The 21,485-nt window shown below is 62.7% G+C and carries 21 protein-coding genes; 12 read left to right on the top strand and 9 right to left on the bottom strand.

Going from position 1 to position 21,485, the window contains the following annotated elements; translation table 11 throughout:
- Window positions 1-83 precede the first annotated feature (83 nt).
- The 4 genes from NKJ15_RS20300 (at window position 84) to NKJ15_RS20285 (ending at window position 2,461) form a co-directional block, all read left to right on the top strand.
- On the top strand, window positions 84-719 hold the full coding sequence (locus NKJ15_RS20300; protein ID WP_352711355.1) for an ankyrin repeat domain-containing protein: 636 nt from the start codon (window positions 84-86) through the stop codon (window positions 717-719).
- A 145-nt stretch (window positions 720-864) separates the two neighbouring features.
- Window positions 865-1,254, top strand: coding sequence for an ArsR/SmtB family transcription factor (locus tag NKJ15_RS20295; RefSeq protein WP_352501433.1), 390 nt, complete (start codon window positions 865-867; stop codon window positions 1,252-1,254).
- Entirely contained in the window at window positions 1,251-1,784 is a 534-nt protein-coding gene (locus NKJ15_RS20290; protein ID WP_352501259.1) for an SRPBCC family protein, read from the top strand. The genes NKJ15_RS20295 and NKJ15_RS20290 overlap by 4 nt, the downstream gene beginning before the upstream one ends.
- A 101-nt stretch (window positions 1,785-1,885) precedes the next feature.
- Window positions 1,886-2,461, top strand: a complete 576-nt coding sequence (locus NKJ15_RS20285; RefSeq protein ID WP_352817072.1) for a dihydrofolate reductase family protein — start codon at window positions 1,886-1,888, stop codon at window positions 2,459-2,461.
- 64 nt (window positions 2,462-2,525) lie between these two features.
- On the opposite strand, the gene NKJ15_RS20280 is transcribed toward NKJ15_RS20285, so the two are convergent.
- The 6 genes from NKJ15_RS20280 to NKJ15_RS20255 form a co-directional block, all read right to left on the bottom strand.
- On the bottom strand, window positions 2,526-3,326 hold the full coding sequence (locus tag NKJ15_RS20280) for a class I SAM-dependent methyltransferase (protein WP_352817070.1): 801 nt from the start codon (window positions 3,324-3,326) through the stop codon (window positions 2,526-2,528).
- Between the two features lie 152 nt (window positions 3,327-3,478).
- Window positions 3,479-4,390, bottom strand: coding sequence for a DUF930 domain-containing protein (locus NKJ15_RS20275; protein WP_352685272.1), 912 nt, complete (start codon window positions 4,388-4,390; stop codon window positions 3,479-3,481).
- A 183-nt stretch (window positions 4,391-4,573) separates the two neighbouring features.
- Window positions 4,574-5,323: a glucose 1-dehydrogenase gene (locus NKJ15_RS20270; protein WP_352489988.1), complete on the bottom strand. Its 750-nt coding sequence runs from the start codon at window positions 5,321-5,323 to the stop codon at window positions 4,574-4,576.
- 47 nt (window positions 5,324-5,370) lie between these two features.
- Window positions 5,371-6,375 (bottom strand): sugar-binding protein, encoded by a 1,005-nt coding sequence (locus NKJ15_RS20265; RefSeq protein ID WP_352817068.1) that lies wholly within the window; start codon window positions 6,373-6,375, stop codon window positions 5,371-5,373.
- A 53-nt stretch (window positions 6,376-6,428) separates the two neighbouring features.
- Window positions 6,429-7,490, bottom strand: a complete 1,062-nt coding sequence (locus NKJ15_RS20260; protein ID WP_352489990.1) for an ABC transporter permease — start codon at window positions 7,488-7,490, stop codon at window positions 6,429-6,431.
- 55 nt (window positions 7,491-7,545) lie between these two features.
- Entirely contained in the window at window positions 7,546-8,286 is a 741-nt protein-coding gene (locus NKJ15_RS20255; protein WP_254819718.1) for an ATP-binding cassette domain-containing protein, read from the bottom strand.
- Between the two features lie 470 nt (window positions 8,287-8,756).
- Between NKJ15_RS20255 and NKJ15_RS20250 the strand changes: the two genes are divergently transcribed.
- From NKJ15_RS20250 to NKJ15_RS20240, 3 genes are all read left to right on the top strand, one after another.
- A complete protein-coding gene (locus NKJ15_RS20250; RefSeq protein WP_352817065.1) occupies window positions 8,757-10,190 on the top strand; it encodes a coiled-coil domain-containing protein in 1,434 nt (477 codons plus the stop codon).
- Window positions 10,191-10,323: 133 nt separating this feature from the next.
- Entirely contained in the window at window positions 10,324-11,886 is a 1,563-nt protein-coding gene (locus NKJ15_RS20245; RefSeq protein ID WP_352817063.1) for a serine hydrolase, read from the top strand.
- 255 nt (window positions 11,887-12,141) lie between these two features.
- Window positions 12,142-12,462 carry a hypothetical protein gene (locus NKJ15_RS20240; RefSeq protein ID WP_352817061.1) on the top strand — a complete coding sequence of 107 codons (321 nt, stop codon included), beginning with the start codon at window positions 12,142-12,144 and terminating at the stop codon, window positions 12,460-12,462.
- A 47-nt stretch (window positions 12,463-12,509) separates the two neighbouring features.
- On the opposite strand, the gene NKJ15_RS20235 is transcribed toward NKJ15_RS20240, so the two are convergent.
- Window positions 12,510-13,451 (bottom strand): hypothetical protein, encoded by a 942-nt coding sequence (locus NKJ15_RS20235; RefSeq protein ID WP_352817058.1) that lies wholly within the window; start codon window positions 13,449-13,451, stop codon window positions 12,510-12,512.
- A gap of 265 nt (window positions 13,452-13,716) precedes the next feature.
- Between NKJ15_RS20235 and NKJ15_RS20230 the strand changes: the two genes are divergently transcribed.
- Window positions 13,717-14,157 carry a lipid-binding SYLF domain-containing protein gene (locus tag NKJ15_RS20230; RefSeq protein WP_352451439.1) on the top strand — a complete coding sequence of 147 codons (441 nt, stop codon included), beginning with the start codon at window positions 13,717-13,719 and terminating at the stop codon, window positions 14,155-14,157.
- Between the two features lie 18 nt (window positions 14,158-14,175).
- Here NKJ15_RS20230 and NKJ15_RS20225 read toward each other — a convergent pair whose 3' ends face one another.
- Window positions 14,176-14,808, bottom strand: coding sequence for a TetR/AcrR family transcriptional regulator (locus tag NKJ15_RS20225; RefSeq protein ID WP_023677324.1), 633 nt, complete (start codon window positions 14,806-14,808; stop codon window positions 14,176-14,178).
- Window positions 14,809-15,524: 716 nt separating this feature from the next.
- Here NKJ15_RS20225 and NKJ15_RS20220 point away from each other — a divergent pair.
- The 3 genes from NKJ15_RS20220 to NKJ15_RS20210 are packed head-to-tail and all read left to right on the top strand — an operon-like array spanning window position 15,525 to window position 19,308.
- Window positions 15,525-16,010, top strand: coding sequence for a (2Fe-2S)-binding protein (locus NKJ15_RS20220; protein ID WP_352472181.1), 486 nt, complete (start codon window positions 15,525-15,527; stop codon window positions 16,008-16,010).
- Window positions 16,007-16,990 (top strand): FAD binding domain-containing protein, encoded by a 984-nt coding sequence (locus NKJ15_RS20215; RefSeq protein WP_352472180.1) that lies wholly within the window; start codon window positions 16,007-16,009, stop codon window positions 16,988-16,990. The genes NKJ15_RS20220 and NKJ15_RS20215 overlap by 4 nt, the downstream gene beginning before the upstream one ends.
- Window positions 16,987-19,308: a xanthine dehydrogenase family protein molybdopterin-binding subunit gene (locus NKJ15_RS20210; protein ID WP_352817055.1), complete on the top strand. Its 2,322-nt coding sequence runs from the start codon at window positions 16,987-16,989 to the stop codon at window positions 19,306-19,308. The genes NKJ15_RS20215 and NKJ15_RS20210 overlap by 4 nt, the downstream gene beginning before the upstream one ends.
- Before the next feature lie 109 nt (window positions 19,309-19,417).
- Here NKJ15_RS20210 and NKJ15_RS20205 read toward each other — a convergent pair whose 3' ends face one another.
- Window positions 19,418-20,428 (bottom strand): zinc-dependent alcohol dehydrogenase family protein, encoded by a 1,011-nt coding sequence (locus NKJ15_RS20205; RefSeq protein ID WP_352817053.1) that lies wholly within the window; start codon window positions 20,426-20,428, stop codon window positions 19,418-19,420.
- A 105-nt stretch (window positions 20,429-20,533) separates the two neighbouring features.
- On the opposite strand from NKJ15_RS20205, the gene NKJ15_RS20200 reads away from it, so the two are divergent.
- Window positions 20,534-21,463: a LysR family transcriptional regulator gene (locus NKJ15_RS20200; protein WP_352817050.1), complete on the top strand. Its 930-nt coding sequence runs from the start codon at window positions 20,534-20,536 to the stop codon at window positions 21,461-21,463.
- Window positions 21,464-21,485 lie beyond the last annotated feature (22 nt).

The raw sequence follows: 21,485 nt of genomic DNA, 5'->3' as shown, positions 1-21,485 counted from the left end.
GGACTCCAGGGAACTCTATACAGGACGACCCCACTATCGCGGATTCTGTGGTATTCTGTGGACGATCCGAGGAGGCGACTGCGTTGACCAACAGCTTGGAAGCCGAAGGGGCAAGAGACTGGTCGCCCCTGCTGGTCGCGGCAGAACAAGGCGATGCGGAGGCGGTTCGATCGGAATTGGCGGCTGGCGCCGACATCAATCAGTCGGACGACGGCGGCTGGTCTGCACTTCACCTTTCAGCCCTCAATGGCCGCACAGCTGTGGTGGAGGCGCTGATCGAAGACCCGGAAATCGACGTGAATGCCAGAAACAAGTGGAAGAGCACGCCCTTGAGCCTTGCGTCGGCCAAGGGACATTACGCGTGTATCTCAGTCCTCGTGAGACACCCCCAAATAGAGATCAACGCGCGAGCTGACTACTACGGCAGAACGGCTCTTATCGAGGCGGCGAAGAACGGGCATCTCGAAGTCGTCAAGTTGCTCGTGGAGAATGGCGCGGAAGTAAATCTGACCGACAAGACGGGGAGAAACAACGCGCTCAACGAGGCTATCAAGGGGCGGCACTACGAGATCGCGGAATACCTGCTGGATTCTGGGAAAGTGAGCTTTATCAACAAAGAGATGAGGCTAAACGCCCTGATCTGGGCTGGCAGCTGCCACAACCCTCAGCTTATCGAAAAGCTGGAAGCCGCGATCCACAGTTTCTTCGACGGCAAATAAGGGCCTCGCCCTTACTGTCGCGGGGCGCGTCCCTATCTCCCGTCACGTCGACGCGCTCGGTGGCGCAAGCGGCCCCGCGGCGCTTCGCATAAATTATTCAACCAAATGGTTGACTATCTCAAAGCGCGCGTCTATATTCAACTACATGGTTGAATTAGAGACACCCCAGATGGACGCGGTTTTTCACGCCCTTGGCGACGCCACCCGGCGGCACATGCTTCGCGATCTCGCCGATGGCGAGAAAACGGTAAGCCAGCTGGCGGAACCCTTCGCGATGTCGCTCGCGGCGGCCTCCAAGCACATCAAGGCGCTGGAGAATGCAGGGCTTATTCGTCGAGAGGTGAGGGGCCGCACGCATCTGTGCCGACTAGCCCCTGGACCGCTGGCCAGCGCCCATCAGTGGCTCAGCTTCTACGAGCGCTTCTGGACCGGTCGTCTCGATGTTCTCGAACGCCTTCTTCGCGAAGAGGACGCACGCAAAGCCCAGGATGAGTCCAGGAAATCGCCCAACCCGAATGAAGGAGACGAGCAATGAACCAGATGAGAAGCATCGACGCCTATGGCGAGCTGAGCGAGCCCGCCACGTTCACCATCCAGCGCCTCTTGCCCGGCCCCATCGAGCGCGTCTGGGCCTATCTCACCGAGAGTGACTTGCGCCGGCAATGGATGGCCGCGGGCCAGATGGAACTGAAGGCCGGCAGCTCGTTCGAATTGGTCTGGCGTAACGACGAGCTGACGGACCCGCCTGGCCAGCGCCCCGCGGGCTTTCCCGAAGAGCATCGGATGGAGGGCCGGATCACCGAACTCGATCCGCCGTCCAAGCTTTCCATCACCTGGGGAAACACCGGCGGCGTCTCCTTCTTGCTGGAGGCGAAGGGTAGCGATGTGCTGCTCACCGTCGTTCATCGCCGCCTGCCGGAACGTGCAATCCAGCTCAACATCACCGCCGGCTGGCACATCCACCTCGACCTGCTGGCCGCCCGCCTGGCGGGCAAGACGCCGACCTCGTTCTGGGACGGCTGGAGCCACCTGCGGGAAGAATACGACCGCCGTCTGCCGGCCTGATGTAACTCGCGGCGGCTATCCCTGAGGTCGCCGCCAGCAACACGAAGCAACGCTGAACCGATGAAACGTGCTTGCATCCCGCAAGCCTGATGGAGGAAGTCATGCGCAAATTGATCGCTGGAATGAAGATTTCCGTCGATGGCAAGATGGAGGGGCCCGACGGTTACGCCGATTGGGTCGACGCGTGGTCGGACGAATACGGCCTGACGCCGCAAATCGATGCCTGCCTGCTTGGCAGCGTCATGTATGCCGGCTACGAGCGCTACTGGAGCGCCATCCAGAACGAGCCCGACAAGCCGCTGCCGATGACCGGCAAATTGCCGAAGCCGGCCGAGCTAGAATGGGCCCGCTTCGCCGCGCAGACGCCGCATTATGTGCTGTCGAACACAATGACTTCGGCGGCCTGGCCAAAGACGCGCTTCGTGCGGAATTTCGAGGATATCGCTGCGCTGAAACAGCAGCCCGGCAAGGACATCTACCTTATGGGCGGCGCCCGAATTACCGCGAGCCTTATCGATGCCGGGCTGGTCGATGAACTCAGGCTGATCGTCTATCCGCTGCTCGCCGGTGACGGAAAGCCGCTGTTTGGGACGGCGAGAAATCGTCGTGGGCTCGAACTGCGCAAGGTCGAACAGCTTTCGGACGGCCGCGTCGGGCTGGTCTATGGGATCGGCTAAAGCGCGTCGCGTTCGATCGGCCTCATGCGACGCGCTTTTTGCGCGGCATGCATTAGCGCCAAGGTCAGGCAACGACGCCGCGGCAGGCCCAGGCGACATTGGCAAAGGACCTCGGGCCGTCGGGCCGGCCGGCCTCGTAGGCGTCGCGCATGGCGGCGTCGGTGCGCGCCCGCTCTTCCGGGTCGAGCGCGGCCACATATTTGCCGAGCGGCCCTTCGCCGGCGGCAATCGGCGCCCAGTAATCATCGAAGTTTTGGTAGTCCATGCGGATCATCAACTCGGTTTCCGTAACGTCGCGGAGACCCTGTTCGACAAAGGTCCGTTTCATTTCACCCGGCTGCATCATCGGCTGCGTGCAATAGCGGGCACGCAGCTGGCGTCCGCCTTCACTGAGCACCGCCACCGTGTCGATCATCATGCGCATCCCCGGCATGCCGCCGAGATGGTCCCATACCGTCGCCGCGACGACGCCGCCCGGCCGCACGACGCGGCGCATCTCGGCGACTGCCTTGCCGGCTTCGGGCACGAAATGGAGCACGAGCAGGGCCAGGGCACGGTCGAACGCGCCATCCTCAAAGGGCAGGGCGCAGGCATCCGCCTGACGGATTTTTATCCGCGGATCGGTGTTGCGTCGGATTGCCTCCTCGACGAAAACGGCCGAAAAGTCGATCGCCGCGACCTCGCCGAGGTCAGCGGCCTTGACGAGCGCGAAGGTCAGGCTGCCGGTACCGCAACCGGCGTCGAGGATCTTTTCGCCGTCGGCAAGCCCCACGAAGTCGATGAACAGCGGCGCGAGTCTTTGGCTCCAGCGGCCCATGAGCTGCTCATAGCCGGCAGCATGATGAACGTTGAAACTTGAAGTCATCGAAGCCTCCTCCCAAAGCCGTATGCTAGACTTCGGCGGCCGCTGACGAAAGCCACTTTTGGCGCGTGTTGGTTCGGCAGCCCGGAGCGCGCGAAGACATCGCCGGCCGGATTTGATGGCGCCGGCCAGCCAGCCTCCGTGGCCTCGACCACCTATTCGGCGGGCAACCCGCGGCGCTTCCATTCGCTGCGCGGCACCGGATTTCCAACACGAAAGGCAAACGACACGACTCTCGTCGCGTCCGGATCGACCTCGCAGCGAAAGCTCAGATCGTACCACTGCCCGTTTGCAGGGAACGGCGCACTGGCGACGTTCATGACCGTGCCGGCCTTCAGCCGATACTCAAGCAGGCTGTTTGGGAAATAGGGGGGCGACGCGTGCACCAATTGCTGTGCGAGTTCCGTGTTGCAGAGCTGACCGATCCGCACGGCGCGCGGCACATTTTTCATCGCGGTTGTCGCCACCGGATCACCGGTTGCTGATTTCGAGAACAATCTCTTCGCTTCCTGAAGCTTCAAGGGCCTTTGCACTTTGGCGACATCCGCTGGCTTGGGCTTCGGCGGCGGTGATGCGCCAGGCGACGGAGCCTGGTCTTTCCCCTCGACCGCTGTCACGGCAGGTGGCTGTGCAAGATCCTGGTTACTGGGAACTTGCGGCGCTGGCGGTTGTTCCGAACCATCCTCCGCACTGTTGCCGTCCAGAGACTTGCGAGGACCGGCGTCCTTCTCACCGAATTGGAAGACAGGTCTCTGCGCGGTGACCTCACGGCTCGTCGGCGTCTCGACCTTGGCTTCCGGCTGCTTTTCCGGCTTGGGCGGTTCAGCGGGGGACGGAGGTTTGGTTTTTTCCGGCGGTTTAGGCGGCGGCACGATATCAACTGCGATGGGCTGCTCCTTCTGCGGCTGCGGGGGCGACAGCGGCAGTGCGGACAAAAGAAGCGCGGCGGCGAGCAAATGCACGACCGCGGAGGCAGGCAAGGCCCACCCGAATACCCGGCGCTGATCCCGTATGTCGTCTCTCATTGTGACCGGTGTGTGGAATGAAATATTGGCGGCATCAAGCATCGATGCCGCCAGACGTCGAAATAACCTGTTGCGAATCGAAAGTCGGCGGCTGCAATGCGGCGCGGCATCCAATCGTGTGGCATCGGCGCCCGCGCAGGGGACCGGGCCAGCAGCGCATGCATCAAGTCGTCATTTCAGGCGGCTAGCAGGCACGCCCTGCCGGCACGGTGTCGCCGGTTGAAATCACAGGGAAACCGATAGCCCGCCGTCAACCGCCAGCACGTGCCCGTTGACGTAAGCGGCAGCGTCGGAGGCGAGAAACACCACGGCTCCGCCGAGCTCCTCAGGCTGGGCCCAGCGGCCCGCGGGGGTTCGTGCCTCGACCCATTTGGTGAAGGCCTCGTCGTGCATAAGTGCGGTGTTGAGCTCGGTGGCGAAATAGCCGGGGGCGATGGCGTTGACGGTGATGCCGTGACGGCCCAGCTCAGCGGCAGTGGAGCGTGTCAGCCCGTGCAGGCCCGCCTTTGCCGCCACATAGGCGTGAATGGTGGGGCGGCCAAGGATCGCTGCGACCGATCCGGTGTTTATTATGCGCCCGAACTTGTTTGGCAGCATCAGGCGCACCGCGTCGCGCATCATGCGGAAGCAAGCCGACAGATTGACGGCAACCACATGGTTGAAATCCTCGTCCTGCCATTCGACCAGCGGTTTCCGATGCTGGATGCCGGCGTTGTTGACCAGAATATCGAGGCGGCCGTGGCGTTCGACGATTCCTTCGAGCGACGCCCTTGAGATCGCCGCGTCGGTGACATCGAACGGCAGGGCTTCTGCACCGATCCTTTCGGCCGCCACGGAAAGGGCGGCCACGTCGCGGGCATTGACGATCACCGTCGCACCGTTTTCGGCAAGTGCCTTGGCCATGGCAAAACCAAGACCACGCGAGGCACCCGTGACCAATGCGACACGGCCCTTGAGCGAGAACAATTCCGGCATTGAGATCCCCTATGAAAAGGGCGGGAGTTTCCTCCCGCCCAAAAGCGCTATTTGGCGACGCAGGTGTCGGCTGTCTCCGGAGTGCAGACATCGAGGCCCGTGTAGGTCGGGTCGGCCGGCGGAGCCTTGCCCTCCTTCATGTCCTTCAGCGCCATCATCGTCTTGTAGCCCATCTCGAACGGCCGCTGACCGACCTGGCCAAGGGAGAAACCTTCCTTCATCTGGTCGATCTGTACCGGAAGCGTGTCGGCAACGACAAGGGCCAGGGCTTTCGAGGCGATCTTGTCCTTGTACGGTGCGACCGCGGCGCGGTTGGCGTCGGGAATGAACTGCGGGAAGCCACCGGTTGGGACGAATGCGTCGAGGTTCGGGTTTTTCGCCATGATATCCTCGAACTGTTGCACCGAAAGCGGGAAATCATCGTTGGTGTAGAGCGGACAGCCTTCGATTTCGGTCCAGCCGTTCTGGCCCATCAGCCGATCCCCGGGCGAGGCCGCCGATTTGGTGCCCGAAAGCGTATCGCGAATGCCCTGCATGCGCTCGTTGTGGTTGGCCGCCGCGGCGCCGCCGGACTGGATGCAGATCGTGCCGCCTTTGGGCTTGATCTGCATGACAAGCTTGGCGAGGTTCTCGCCGATCTCATAATTGTGCGTGCCGATATAGGCAACGCGCAGATCCTTGTTTTCGGGCAGGAGATCGGAGTCCCAGGTGAGGACCGGGATGCCGGCTTCCTTGGCGGCCTGCAGCGCAACCGCCATCGCGGCGGCGTTCGATGGCGACACGGCGATGCCGTCCACCTTCTTGGCCACGAGATCCTGCACGATCTGCACCTGCTCGTCGCCACCACCATGCTCGCCGGGGCCGATATACATGCACTCCACGGCGCCATTGGATTCGGCCTCGGCTTTCTTGCAGCCGTCGCGTGCCTGGTCGAAGAAAGGATTGTTCATGTTCTTCGGCACCAGGGCGAAGGTGTATTTCGCCTGGGCGCCGGAAACGGCAAGCACCATTGCGCCAAGCGCGACGGCGGCCGTCAGCAGATGTTTTTTCATGTGACGTTCTCCTCCTTGGTGTGATGTCCCGCAAGCCTCCCGCCGGCGGGTTTCTAGCGGCGTTTTTTGGGCATCAAGACTGCCAGCGACGCGGCGAGAATCGATTTGCCGCCCGTTTGCATGCCCAAGAGAACCGCAAGAACGATGAAGGCGCCGACGAAGGCACCCTGCCAGTTTGAATCGATGCCGGCCATCAGCAGCGCATTCCTGATCACCTCGAGGAAGGCCGAACCGATGATCGCACCGAAGGCCGTGCCGGCGCCGCCCATGAGGCTGGCGCCGCCAATGACTGTCGCGGCGATAACGCGCAGTTCGTAGCCCTGGCCCATGGCATTTATAGCCGAACCGTTATAGCCGAGGAGCAGGAGCGAGGCGAGCGCGGCGGTGAAAGCCGAGAAGACATAGGCCTCGAATTTAATCCAGTTGACCGGAACGCCGGTGAGCCGTGCCGCCTCCTCATTGCCGCCGATGGCGAAGAGATGCCGGGCCCAGGCTGTGAAGTTGAATACGAAGCCGACAATCAGGGCCAGGATCACCATGGTCCAGAACTGTGACGACAGTTCTGGTATCCAATGCGGTGCCCAGTCGTTCGGACCATGCCGCGGCCATTTCCACTGACCGATTGCCTTCACAATCGGAGCATCGGGCCCGAACTGGTAGAGCATCTGGTTGGCCGAGAATACGACCGCCAGCGAGCGCGCGACGGACAGCATGCCGAGGGTGACCACAAAGGACGGCATCCCGACATAGGCGACAAAGAATCCGTTGACCGCGCCACAGGCCAGACCGGAGAAAAGGCCCATGGCGAAGGCGACGTACCAGGGATAATGCCAGGTGAGGAACAGGCCGGCGACGATGACCACGAGACCCATGACGGAGCCGACCGACAGATCGATACCGCCGGTGATGATGACGATCGTCATGCCAAGTGCCATGATGCCGAAAGGTGCGAAGTTGCGCGTCACATTGGCGACGTTTTCAGAGGTGCCGAAGCTCGGCTCCATCGCAGTCATCAACATGACGAGCGCGATGAGCGCGATCATCACCCAGAAGGGCTGACTTGAAATCACACGTTGGAGAACTGTTTTTTCCTTGGTCGGGACGAAATCCGACATGGCCGGCCGGCCATGTTCTTCGACTGACCCCCGAACGCCAACTGACTCCTGAACACTATTCGCCACGGATGGCCCCCGTTATCAGTCCAGTGATTTCCTCGGGCGATGTTTTGTCGGCTGGCTTGTCGGCAACTTTCGAGCCCCGCCTGAGGACGATAATGCGATCTGCCACGGCGAACACGTCAGGCATTCGGTGACTGATCAGCATGACGCCGACTCCTTGTGCTTTGAGGCGTCGGATCAGTTCGAGTACTTCCGCCACCTGGCGCACCGAGATGGCGGCCGTTGGTTCGTCCATCAGCACCAGCTTGGCATTTGAAAGCCGGGTCCGCGCGATGGCGACCGCCTGGCGCTGCCCACCCGACATCTTCCTGACGAGGTCGCGCGGCCGGGTTTCCGATTTGAGTTCCTTGAACAGCGCTGCCGAGCGATCGATCATCGCCTGCTTGTCAAGAATCCTGATCGGCCAGAAGCCCTTCTTGATCTCGCGCCCCAGAAAGACGTTCTGCGCGGCCGTCAGATTATCGGCGAGCGCCAGGTCCTGATAAACAACTTCGATCCCCTTGGCGCGAGCCTGCACGGGCTGGTGGAAGTGGCACACCTCGCCCTCGACTACAATTTCGCCGTCGCTCGGAGGAAAATTCCCGGCCACAGTCTTGACTATCGTCGACTTGCCGGCGCCGTTGTCCCCCATCAGACCAACGACTTCGCCTCGCTCCACCTGGAAGCTAACGTCGGTCAGGGCCTGGATAGCCCCGAAATTCTTGGAGACGTGGCGAACCTCAAGCACCGGCATCGCGGTCCTCCCGGGACAACATTTTATCGGTCTTGTCCCTGGTCTATGCACAGCAGCTAATCAGCGAAACGTATTCAACACAATCATTTATTAGGTCAGGCATTTATTAGGTCAGGCCTCCCGGCAGTGACACGCGTCGTCTTAGGCCGTGACCTTGTAGCTGCTGCAGAACACCGAGGGCTCGGCCGGTCCTTAAGACAATCACCAGGCGATCCTCAGGCTTGCGCCGCTTCATATCCGTTTCGGGTGAAATGAGTAGGCATTTTGCGAGCGGTGCCAACGCCTCGGGTATGGAGCGCGGCAGAACACGGCTTTGCGTCATTCAAACACACGAGGACAGTGGCCAAGCCTGTCCCTAGCGTGCGTCGGCCAGAGCGCACGTCAGGAGATGAACCCGCATTCGGGGGAGGCGAGGGTGAAGTGTTGAAAATCCGCTCCTTGCCGGCGCTGCACGAGAGGGATATTCGGTCATGAATTTCAAAGGTTTGATCAAGCGTGCCGAGACAGTGGAGAGAGCGTTCAAGGAGCTCGAAACCGATTTGGCGGATGCGTTTAGCGAATGTCTCAATGTGGACGATCAGTCGCCGTTGAACGACGTCACTGTGCCGGATGAGACGGTATCGGATGAGAATCTCGCGGCAACGGATGACAGCTCGCAACTCGAAGCCAATGCGGACGCCTTCGAGACCGCACGACGGCTGTCCCCCCATACGCAAACCCGGCTGGCTGCCTTAAATGCGGTCGATGGGCTCTTTCACGACGCGCAGGAGTATCTGGGGGAGATCAATGCGAAACTGTCGGAGATCGCGACCTCGCATCATCTGACGGGCGAATTCCTGAAACTGCTCCACGGCGACATTCTTCGCGCCAACGAATTGGAACTGGCAAATACCGGCCTGACCGCGCAGCAAAGGGTGCTGTCCGAACAGCTCCACGATGCAACCAGAAAGCAGCGCGAGCGCGACAGCGCTATCGAGGCCCTGCAGCAGCACGAGGCGAGCCTGGTCGAGGACAAGGAAGCACTTCGCGGCGCGCTGGCTGCGGCAAGGCTGGAACTCGTCGTCGCAGGCAATGCGAGCGCAAAACGCGAGGCCGAGTTCGGCGAGCTTGTCAAAACACTCTCGGCCAGAGCCGTCGAGGCCAACAGACGCTCGCGCGAGAACGAGATGCTGCGGGAGAAACATGTCAGCCTGTCGATCGACCTCGACAAGGCGCTGAAACGGGAGGCCGAGGCCCGGCACAGGCTGGACGAACTCTCGACTGTCCATGCCAATGATGCCGCGCAGGTTTCGGAACTGCTGGCCGCGCTTGGCAAGAGCGAGAAAGAGGAGATGCGGCTGCAGAAATCGCTCGATATGGCGCAGGCAAAGCTATCGGAAATAACGGAAGCGGCCCGCATCAGGGACGGTGACAGGGAAGCCGAACTTGCACGCAGTGTCGCGGAGATGACCGGCTTGCGTTCTGAAATCGAGGATCTTCGATCGCGACTGGAGGCCGCCTCCAACCACAACAGCGAAGCCGCCAGCGAGATCGCCAGGCTCAAAGCCCAAGCGAGCGACGCGGTGGCGGAAAAGCAAATTGTCGAGCAAAAATTGTCCGCCCTCACGAAGGAGAGCGAAAACGACAAGATGAACCTTTCCGCAATCAGCGCGAATTTTTCGCAGCTTTCCCTGCAGCAGGCATCCGAACAGATACAGTTCGACGTCCAGCGGCAGGAATGCGAGGATCTGCGAGCCGAAGTCGCGTCGCTTCAAGCCCGGGTCAAGGAACTATTGCCCTATGAGCGGCTCCACAAGGTCACCAACGCCAGACCGCGTGAAGACGGCGTGGTCGAGATCACCGCCGCGGTGGCGGAGAAGGCCCGCGCCAGCAGGCGGCGCCTTCGCCTGCGCGCTGCATCCTAGCTCAGGCGCAGCTGTCTGAATTTCGACTGGTGCGAAGCGGACATCCGTCAATGGATGGTGGGTCGAGCGTGAGGCTGGCCTTCCCTGCGTTGGCCTGCGATAGTGCACGCCGGGGAGGCGGAGGGGGCTGAGCATGCGGCTATTCACAAACCGGAATCACCTCCGGTGGAGGATATTGGCCTTCATCGCCCTTATTACGCTTTCGCCGAAAGCGGCGTCGGCCGACACCATTACGCCCGACCGGATCGCCGCGGCCATTGCGAAGCTCGAATTACTGGCCGAAGGCGTCGTCGCGGATGGTAGCGTGCCCGGTCTGGCCATCGGCGTCGTGCATGGCGACGAGGTGATCTTCCTCAAGGGGTTCGGGCATCGCGAAGCCGGAAAACCGGAGACCGTCGATGCTGACACGGTTTTCCAGATTGCCTCGCTCTCCAAGCCGGTCTCCGCCACCGTCGTGGCGGCGCTGGTCAGCGACGGGATCGCTTCGTGGGATTCCAAGATCGCCGACCTCGATCCGGCTTTCCGGCTCGCTCAGCCCTATCCGACCAGCGAACTCACGGTCCGCGACCTGTTTGCGCACCGCAGCGGGCTTCCCGGCACCGCTGGCGACGACCTCGAGGATATCGGCTATGACCGCGCGGAGATCCTGCGCCGGCTGCGGTTCGTGTCGCCGTCATCGAGCTTTCGTGCGGGCTATTCCTACAGTAATTTCGGACTGACCGAGGGTGCCGTCGCGGCCGCGAAGCCGACGGGTAAATCATGGGAAGAGGTCTCCGAAGAGAAGCTCTACCGTCCGCTTGGAATGGCCTCGACCAGCTCGCGTCATTCGGACTTCATCAAACACGCCAACCGCGCCGAGCTCCACGCCAAAATCGATGGCGCCTGGACCGCGAAGGTCCAGCGCTATCCGGATGCGCAGGCGCCAGCAGGCGGCGTCAGTTCCACCGCACGCGACCTCTCGCAATGGATGCGCCTTGTGCTCGGCAACGGGGTCCATGCCGGCAAGAGACTCATTGCCGCCGATGCGCTGGACCAGACACATATTCCCTTGACGGCTCGCGGCAAGAATCCCGTCTCCGGAGGCGAGGCCTTCTACGGCCTCGGCTGGAATATTGAATTCGGCCGGCACGGGCTGATCTGGGGTCACGCGGGCGCCTTCAGCACCGGCGCACGCAGCCTGGTGATGCTCTTCCCCGAGGAGAAGCTTGGCATCGTCGTCGTCGCCAACGCCTTTCCGACAGGCGTGCCGGAGGGGCTGTCCGACAGCTTCGCCGATCTCGTTTTCGACGGAACGCTGGGGAAGGATAAGGTAAAGGCATGGAATAATATCTATGCGAGCATGTTCGGCCCGGTGATTGCGGCGGCCAAGGCCACCTATGCCGCGCCGCCCTCTCCAGCAAGTCCGGCCGAGCCGGCCAGTGCCTATGCAGGCCGTTACTTCAACGATTTCTTCGGCGATGCTATTGTATCGGGCGAAGGAGACACTCTTGTCCTCAAGGTCGGGCCTGCCGGCGCGCGGTCCTATTCGCTGAAGCATTTCGACCGCGACCTCTTCGTGACCTTCCCCGATGCCGAGATGCCGGACAGGCCCTCGGCCGTCAGCTTTGCCGTCGGCCCCGACGGCAAGGCGTCGGCCATCACCGTCGAATTTCTCGACGACAATCATCTCGGCACGCTGCAACGCGTGGGAGATTAGAGCACTTCCAGGAAAGTCCGGAGCGGCTTTCCGTCCATAATTGCGTAAAAACAGATATTTGGAGCGGGTCAGCGACTATCAAAAGCTGAACCGCTTTAGGTCAAAATTCAATCAGCTGGCTGCCGCCAACAGCCGAGATGGTCAAAAAGCAGTCAAGCTTATTATGGTAGGAATCGCCGATAGCGGATTCGACAAATCATGCAAAGACCGACTAACGAGACCAGTCGGCTTTCGTCCCAAATTGGAGACCAGCAGGTGGCCTGGGTGCAGAATTGGGTCTGGCTAGTTAATTGGAACCCGCTGATCGATGAAATCGGTCACATGGCTGGCGAGGCCCTTGATGGCGGATTGCGTAGGATTCTAGAAGACGAGCTCAAGGAAACCGATACAGATGCATCTCCACGGCAATGGGCATCGTGGCATTTCGATGGTCCCCGACCGATTGCCGCTTTGTTCGGAATTGATCAAGGAACAGACATTTTACTCGTTCGGATCGAGGTGCCAGACAACCTTTCTGTACGCGCCGAGACAACACTTGATCTGATGAAGTCATACGCGTTTGTGGCGCCGGGCTGATCGTCCGCAATGGGGTCGAACCTGGTCGTTGAGTGTTTGGCTGGTTCTCAACTCAAAGACGCCGGGCCGAACTGAAGCAATTTGAAGCAATCGCCGCTTCCCGACTTCAACTGCGTCAGGAAGGGTTTCGACCGGTCGAGCCATTCCTGGTGCGATCTGGCATCGGCTTCGATTTCATTGGCCGGTGCAAGCTTGACGAAGCCGCGCCCCGTGCTGAAAAGCCAGCACGCGCGGGCGAGAAACCGCCTGCTGCGCTGGCGCAGGAGGTCGGCATCATAAAAGACGTCGAGCACCTCCTGCTTGATCTTCCGTTCCTTTTCGGGATTGGCGATCGCAACCTCGATCGGCTCGCCGCCGATTGCATCCTGCAGGTCCTTGTAATCCAGGGCGATCTGGGTGGTGGCATATTTGATGTCGCTCTCGTCCCGGACGATGTTGAACCATAGCGTTGGGTTGAGCTCGTTGACGACGAACGATGCTTCGAAATCGCGCGACAGATTCAGGATATCGAACCCCTGGACATCGACGTCGCGCTCGACCAGAAGGATCTGCGAAACCTGCTTGGCGAGCGCCGTTCCGTGGGCGCTGACGGCGGCATTGTTTCCGCCGTGTTCCGGACTGACATAGGCACCGCCATCATCCAGCAGCGCGTCGAATTCGCCGAGGGCCTCCACGACAGCGCTGCCGCGGGCAACACGCGCCGCCAGTTTGGCGAGAACCTGCTGGAGCTCCGTTTCGCGTTTGCGCTGGTCCTGATAATTCTGCTGAAAAAAGAAGATGAACAGGGACACGCCAATCCCGATCAGGATCACGCCCAGCTGCGAAAAGATATTGCGATAATATTCCAGCAGCTTTTCACGATGGCGTACGTCGTCACGCACACTGTGCGCCACGCGAAGATTGACGATCAGCGAAACGACCAGGAGCCCGGCGCCGACCAGGATCAGGCCACCGATCAGCAGGTAGCCATGTCGTGAGTTGAAGTCCATTGCTTTGCCGCGCTCCCGAAACCCCAGACAGCGCAGACTAATACCATTCCGCCTCAACACCTACGATCATCCCCACCATTCGGCCACTGTTCTTACAGCCAGGACTACGCTCGCCATCCGCCTCGTTTCGTGGCGGTCTTCTCGCAGCCGGATTCAGGCCGCGTGCTTGGAACCAATGACCGGCGAGACTGTTCAGCTATGACTTTGATACGACGCCGACGTGCCCGGCCGGCTGGGCATGCGGCGATCTTGAGGAGTTCTCATCATGAAGATTTCGTCCAGATTTCGTTCAGTCGCAGTTGCCGTCATCGCTGCGGCGGCAGTTAGCTTTGCCAGCGTCGCGCATGCCGACAGCGGTACGATCCGCTTCGCCGTCTACAAGGCGGCCTTTTTCATCGGCGGCTCCGGAGGCGAGGGCACACTGACCTTCCATGGTCGCCGATATCCCATCTCGGTCGGCGGCATCTCGGGCGGCCTCGCCTTCGGCGCCTCCAAGACCTATTTCAAAGGTACCGTGCGCCACATACGCCGCGCCCGGGATGTGACGGGGGTGTACGGTGCAGCGGGCGGTGGCGGCGCGCTCGGCAAAGGAGCCCAGGTGATCGTCATGACCAATGACAAGGGTGCCCAACTCGAACTCACGGGCAGGCAGGTAGGCCTGCAAGTCAATGCCGATCTCAGCGGTATGAGCATCTCGCTGAAATAAGGACAGTCACTGCATTCGTTATTCCTTGGATGGGCCGGATTTGGCCGCTCCAAACCGCAACCCATCCATCAGCAGCGACACCAATCGGCGCGAGCGGTCGCGCCAGTCCTTGGTGTCCGGGGCCGAATAGATGCCGCCCAGCGCATGCAGCACGTCGGAGGCATCGACATCGCCGCGGATCGAGCCGTCGGCGACCGCAGCATCGATCAGCCGCCGCAAGGCGAGCGTCACCCTGCCGGAAACGTCGGAGAACAGGGTTGAGTTGGTCGTGAGCAGGATGCGCAGGCTTGTCGACAGCCCGCGCTTGGTGGCGATGTAGTCGACGAAGCGCTGCATCCATTGTTCGAGCGCCATGTCGGGCGCATGATCGCGGGCGAGTTCGTCGGCCGCCTGGCACAGTCCTTCCACTTCGCGCCGATAAACCACCTCGACCAGGTGCTCGCGGGTTGGGAAATGCCGGTAGAGCGTGCCGATGCCGACGCCGGCCTGCCGCGCAATCTCCTCCAGCGAGGCATCGACGCCTTGCGCGGCAAAGGCTTTTGCCGCGACCTCGACCAGCGCATCGCGGTTGCGCTGCGCGTCGGCGCGCAGCGGCTTTGCAACGGCGGCTTCGGTTTTGTCTCCAGAAATGACGGGCGGCTCCGCGGCCAATTTTTTCTCCAGTGCTGATCCGAAGCATACCCGGATAGGCAGGCCCCGTTTCAAGAACGCAGACGCTTCCACCTTCGTTACGTCTCCGACAAATATAATCGCAAGTAAATATAATCACAGGATCGGGTCTGGGCCGGCGTTCCGGCAGGCGAGGCATCTTGCCCGCCTCCAGTGCACGGCCCGTGGATGACGTCCGGAGGATGACGACGGAGGATATTTCCTCGCGGCCGGCACTCGTCATCTGTTCGGCCGATGCCGTGGGGCAAAAATGAGCCCATGTTGAGCACGATCCCCTCAGGATCATTGGACTGTCCTGCCCCTACAGACAGTTCAGAGAGCACCACCGGCTTGGGCCGGTGGTGCTTTTTTGTCTCCAGGCACGACGGCCGGCTGCCTGCCAATTTCCTCCAATTTTGATCATTTTCGATCCTGGGCTTGAACAGGACGGAGCAGGCCCTTAGGTAATAAGCGGAGGCGCCTCCGATTGTGGAGCGCCTTTCTCATGTAATCACGGGATCGGGTATGTCACGTCTTTCGACCTCCCAAGCCGCAGCCCTCCCGGAGCTCGCGCCAAGTCGAACCGACCCCCTCTGCCCTGCCGGGCACTTCCCCCAAGAGGAAGATAGCCTTCACCTAGCCATAAGCTGACCTTGCCGCTCGCCGGCCGGGCACCAGATCATCCCCTCCCGCGTCAAGCAACTGGAGCCAGACGCCCCATGACAAGCAAAACCCGAACTCCAATCCAACTTCGAATCAACGGACATCGACATGAGCTGGAGGTCGAACCGCGCGTTACCCTGCTCGACGCCTTGCGCGACCATCTCGGGCTGACCGGCACCAAGAAGGGCTGCGACCAGGGCCAGTGCGGCGCCTGCACCGTTCATATCGACGGCCAGCGCGTGCTGGCCTGCCTGACGCTTGCCACTCAGGCTGAAAGCAGGGACATCACCACCATCGAAGGGCTTGCCGGGGAGGATGGCACGCTGCATGCGGTGCAGGCCGCCTTCCTCGAACAGGATGCCTTCCAGTGCGGCTATTGCACGCCGGGCCAGATCATGTCGGCGGTCGCCTGCATTCGCGAAGGCCATGCCGGCTCGAATGAGGAGATCCGCGAATACATGGCCGGCAATCTCTGCCGCTGCGGCGCCTATCCGCATATCGTCGCCGCCGTGCGCCAGGCGGCCATGGAGGCCGCGTCATGAGAGACTTTTCGTATCTCCGCGCCGGCTCCGTCGATGCAGCCCGTGAGGCAGCAGCACTTCCCGGCGTCATGCTTCTCGCCGGCGGCACGACGCTTGTCGATCTCGCGAAATGCGGCGTTGCCGAACCCGAGACCGTGGTCGACATCACCCATCTCAAGGGACTGGACACGATTGCCGTTGATGACCGGGGCGCCACGATCGGGGCGCTGGCCAGGATGAGCACCGTCGCCGACCATGCCGGTATCAAGAGCCGGTTCCCTGCCGTTTCGGAGGCGCTGTGGCAGGCGGCATCGGCGCAGCTGCGCAACATGGCGACGATCGGCGGCAATCTGATGCAGCGTACACGCTGCCCCTATTTCCGCGATCCGGCGAATTTCCCCGCCTGCAACAAGCGCTCGCCCGGCAGCGGCTGCTCGGCGATTGGCGGCGTCACCCGCGGCCATGCCGTGCTCGGCACCAGCGAGGCCTGCGTCGCCACCTATCCCGGCGACCTGGCGGTTGCACTCGTCGCCTTCGACGCGATTGTCCATCTCGGCGACCGTCAGATCGCCGTCGATGATTTTTTCCTGTTGCCGGGCAGCACGCCCGAAAGGGAGCATGCGATTGAGTCCGGCGAGATGATCACCGCGATCGGCATTCCCGCTTCGGCGGCCGCCCGCCGCTCGACCTATCTCAAGGTCCGCGACCGCCAGTCCTATGAATTCGCCGCGGCAAGTGCCGCGGTCGGCATCGAATTCGAGGCCGACGGAAGGACGATCCGCGATCTGCGCGTCGCGCTTGGCGGCGTCGCCACCAAGCCATGGCGCGCCCTTGCCGTCGAAGAGGCGCTGAAAGGCAAAGTGCTCGAGCCGGAGGTCGTCAGGCAAGCCAGCCTGCTCGCCGTCGAGGGCGCCGTCGACCGTGGCGCCAACCACTACAAGATCGAACTGGCGCCGCGCGTCGTCGCCCGCGCCATCCTCAAAATGGGAGAAACGGCATGACCGTTCACGAGTTGAGAACAAGACCCGGCGATGCCAAACGCGGCGACGCTTCGGACGGTGCCGTCCTCGCCGATCAGGTCGGCGGTCGGCTGTCGCGCGTCGACGGCCCGGCCAAGATCACCGGTGCCGCCAAATACGCCGTCGAGCAGCAGCTCGAGGGGCTTACCCATGCGGTGCTGGTCGAGAGCACCATTGCCGCCGGCCGGGTGCGTTCGATCGACACGGCCGCGGCCAAGGCGTCGCCCGGCGTGCTGCTGGTGCTGACGCCCGACAATATCCTGCCGCTGAGAACCGCAACGGACTGGCTGGGCACGCCGCCGCCGGACGTCGCCTATTGCCCGCTGGCGCGCGACATCACCTTCAGCGGCCAGCATGTCGCGGCGGTGGTGGCCGAGAGTTTCGAGCAGGCGGTCGCCGCCGCGGCGCTGGTCAAGATCGCCTATGACGAGGCGCCGGCGATCGTCGACCTCAGCGATCCAAAGGCCGGCGACGGCATCCCCGTCGATGCGATGACCAAGGAATGGGGCGAGGCGGAGACAGCGTTCGCCTCGGCTCCGGTCAGGATCTGCAACGCCTACAACACGCCGCGCGAATACCAAGCGCCGATGGAGCCGCATGGCCTGATCGCAAAGTGGCAGGGCGACCAGCTGACGGTCTGGGAGCCGAGCCAATGGCTCGACGGCATGGCGCGGACCTATGCCGAATGGTTCGGCGTGCCGTTCGAGAATGTACGACTGGTCTCGCCTTATATTGGCGGCGGCTTCGGCTCCAAGGCGTTTGCCTATGGCTACGGCGCTGTAGCGGCAGTCGCCGCGAAAATGCTGGGACGGCCGGTGAAGCTGGCGGTCACCAGGCCGCAGACCTTCACCGCCTATGGCGGACGGGCGGCGACGCGCCAGACCGTGGCGCTCGGCGCCAACGCGGAGGGCCAGATCCAGTCGATCGTGCATCGCGGCGTCAACGAGACCTCGGTCGACGGCATGTGGGTCGAGCCGCTCGGCTCGGTCACCTCGGTCATGTACGCGACGCCGAATTTCTCGTCGCGGCAGAACGTCGTGCGGGTCAACACGGTGGTGCCGGGGGCATTGCGCGCGCCGGGCGAGAACCCGAGCGCCTTCGGCATCGAAAGCGCCATCGACGAGCTCGCCTATGAGGTCGGTATCGATCCGCTGGAAATCCGGCTCAGGAATTATGCCGAGCAGGATCCGCATGCGAAGAAGCCGTGGTCGACACGGCAGCTGCGTGAGGCCTTCGCGGCCGGCGCCGAAGCCTTTGGCTGGTCGAAGCGGAACCCCCGGCCGCGTTCGATGCGCGACGGCAGCCAGCTGATCGGCTGGGGTGTCGCGGCAGGCACCTATCCGGTGCGGCGCGCCTATGGCGAGGCGGTCGTGCGCATTCTCGCCGACGGCTCGGTCGAGGTCGAAAGCTCATCGATCGACATGGGGCAGGGCACCTACACGATCCTGGCGCAGACCGCCGCCGAGGTGGTGGGCGTGCCGGCGGAAAACGTCGTCGTCAAGCTTGGCGATTCCCGCTATGCCCGTGCTGGCGTCACCGGCGGTTCGCGGCTGGCCGGGGTGATGACCGGCGCCGTCCACAAGGCGGCGAGTGCCGCGCTCGACCAGCTGATCGGGCTCGCCATCAGCGATCCGGCTTCGCCGTTCCATGCGCTGCAGGCCAACACGCTCGTCGTCGCCAATGGCCGCATCGCCTCGCCGCGCGGCAACGGCCCTGAAGTTTCCATCGCCGAACTGCTCAGCAGCGTCGGGCGCGAGCATATCGAGGCGAAGGGCGACACCATGCCGGCCAATTCGACGGTCGAGGACCGCTACAAGAACTACACCACCATAGCCATGGCGCTGCCACACACCGAGGGCGACTATTCCCGCCACAGCTGGTGCGCGCATTTCATCGAAGTCCGTGTCGACGAGGACTTTGGCACGGTTCGCGTCTCCCGCGTGGTGTCGGCGCTGGATTCGGGCCGGCTCTACAATCCCAAGCTCGCCGAAAGCCAATGGAAGGGCGGCATCATCATGGGCATCGGCCAGGCGCTGCTCGAGGAGGGCATCGTCGACCGCCGGCATGGGCGCATCGTCAACGACAATTTCGCCGACTATCTCATCGCCACCAATGCCGACATTCCCGACATCGAGGTGATCTCGGTCGGTATTCCCGATCCGCATTCCTCGGCGCTTGGCGGCAAGGGGGTCGGCGAGCTGGGCATTGTCGGCGTGGCGCCGGCGATCGCCAACGCGGTATTCCACGCCACCGGGAAAAGGGTGCGGGACCTGCCGATCACGCTGGAGAAGCTGATTTAGGCGGAGGTTGGGACTGTCGGCGCATTGGCGATTGTCAAAAGCCGAGGTGACGACCGATCTCCCCACGAGAGGGGAGATCGGCAGCTTCAACGCTTTGCCTTTTTCAGGCTCACCACGACAGACTGAATGCAAGCTTGCCGAAATGCCGGCCGCCGGCCGCCATGTGGGCGTAGGCCTCGGTCGCCTGATGCTGGCTGTAGACCGTGTCGATGACCGGATCGATACGGGCGGCGCCGATGGCCCGCGCCGCGTCGCGCAGGTCGGATACCGAACCGGTGTTGTTGCCCACCACCTTGAGTGCCTTGATGATGATCGGCAGCAGGTTCGTGGTGGCCTCGGCGCCGGTGACGAAGCCGATGGCGAACACCGTGCCGCCGAGCGCCGCGGCATTGATGGAGCGGGCGAAGGTCGCCGCGCCGCCGGTTTCGACGATCAGGTCGGCGCCCAGCCCGTCGGTCAACTCGAGCACCTTGGCGTCCCAGTCCGGCGTCTCACGATAATTTATGAGATGATCCGCACCCAAGGCCTTGGCGCGCGCCAGCTTTTCGTCAGACGACGAGGTGATGATGACCGTGGCGCCGGCTGCCTTGGCCAGTTGCAGGGTCAGGATCGAGACACCGCCGGTACCGAGCAGGACGACGACCGACCCCGGCCCGGCATCGGCGGCGCGAAGCGCGTTCCACGCGGTGGTGCCGGCGATCGGCAGCGTCGCTGCCGCTTCGAAGGACAGATGCGCCGGCATCGGCACGACGGCATTGGCCGGCAGCGCGACATATTCGGCGAGCGAGCCGGGCAGTGTCAGCCCGCGCATCTCTCTGGTCTCATAAGGCCGCGGACGGCCGCCGATCCAGCGCGGTTTTGCATGGGCGATGACGCGGTCGTTGATGGCGAGCCTCGACACGCCCTCGCCAATGCCGACGATCTCGCCGGCGCCGTCGACGACGGGAATGAGCGGAAAGCTCGGACCTGGATAGTTGCCGCTCGCTATCGCGACATCGACAAAATTGAGGCTTGCGGCGCGCAGGCGGATCAGCACTTCGCCGCGCTGCGGTTCAGGCGTGGGAACGGTGGCCGCGCGAAACGCGTCCAGTCTCGGGGCAGTCAGTTCGATCGCTTTCATGTCTCACTCCGGTTGATGACCGATTGATGGGCCGGGATTGAGTGAAACTAGCTGCTGCGCTATTGGTATATAATCCTTGGCTTTTACATTTGAGCTCTGCGCCTGATGCAGCAATCGCACGAACCTGCAGCATTGGTCGAAATGGCCGCCTTCGCGGCAATCGCTGAAGCACGCTCCTTCACCAGGGCGGCTGCTCGCATCGGCCGCGACGCGACGATCCTGTCGCGGCGCCTTGCCTCGCTGGAAGAGCGGTTGGGCGTGCGCCTGCTGCACCGGACGACACGAAGCGTATCGCTGACCGAGGTGGGTTCGGAATTTCTCATCCGGGTCCGCGCCATCCTGGCTGCGGTCGACGAGGCCGAGGCTGCCGCGTCGGCGCATGCCGGCGGCGGGCCGCGCGGCGTGCTGCGGCTGGCGCTGCCCGGCTCGTTCGGGCGCATGTGGATCGGCCCGCTGCTGCCGCAGTTTCTCGCCGAATTTCCCGATGTCCGTATCGAGGCCGAGTTCTCCAACCGCTTCGTAGATCTCGTCGCCGAGAATTTCGATGTCGCCGTGCGTCTCGGCGCGCTGGAGGATTCGCGGCTGGTGGCGCGCAAGGTCGCTACACGGCGGCGGCTGCTGTGCGCCGCGCCGTCCTACCTCGCCCGCCGGGGCACGCCGACTGAACCTGAAGCACTGCTGGAACACAGTTGCCTGGGCTTCTCAGGTTTCCAGACCTTTCCGGCCTGGGAGATGACCGACAGTTCGGGCCGGCGCGTCAGTATCGAGGTCTCCGGGCCGCTGGTCACCGACGACGCCGAGGTGCTGGTCGAAGCCGCCGTGCAAGGCGTCGGACTGATGATGAGCACGGATTGGCTGGTCGGACGCGAGCTCGCCGACGGCCGGCTGGTGCCAGTGCTGGAGGACTGGACGCTTGCCGACGAGGGCGCCGTCTATGTCGTCATGCCTTCGGCCAAGGGGCAAGCCGCCAAGACACGTGCCTTCGCCGACTGGATCGGCAAACGCTTTGCGCCCGTCCCGCCGTGGCGGAGGTGAGGGTGCTGATCTCCCCCCCCTG

The sequence above is a fragment of the Mesorhizobium sp. M0207 genome (genome assembly GCF_040321995.1).
Lineage (GTDB): Bacteria > Pseudomonadota > Alphaproteobacteria > Rhizobiales > Rhizobiaceae > Mesorhizobium.
The sequence above is the reverse complement of the archived record's forward strand: the minus strand, read 5'-3'. Positions and strand labels throughout refer to the sequence as shown.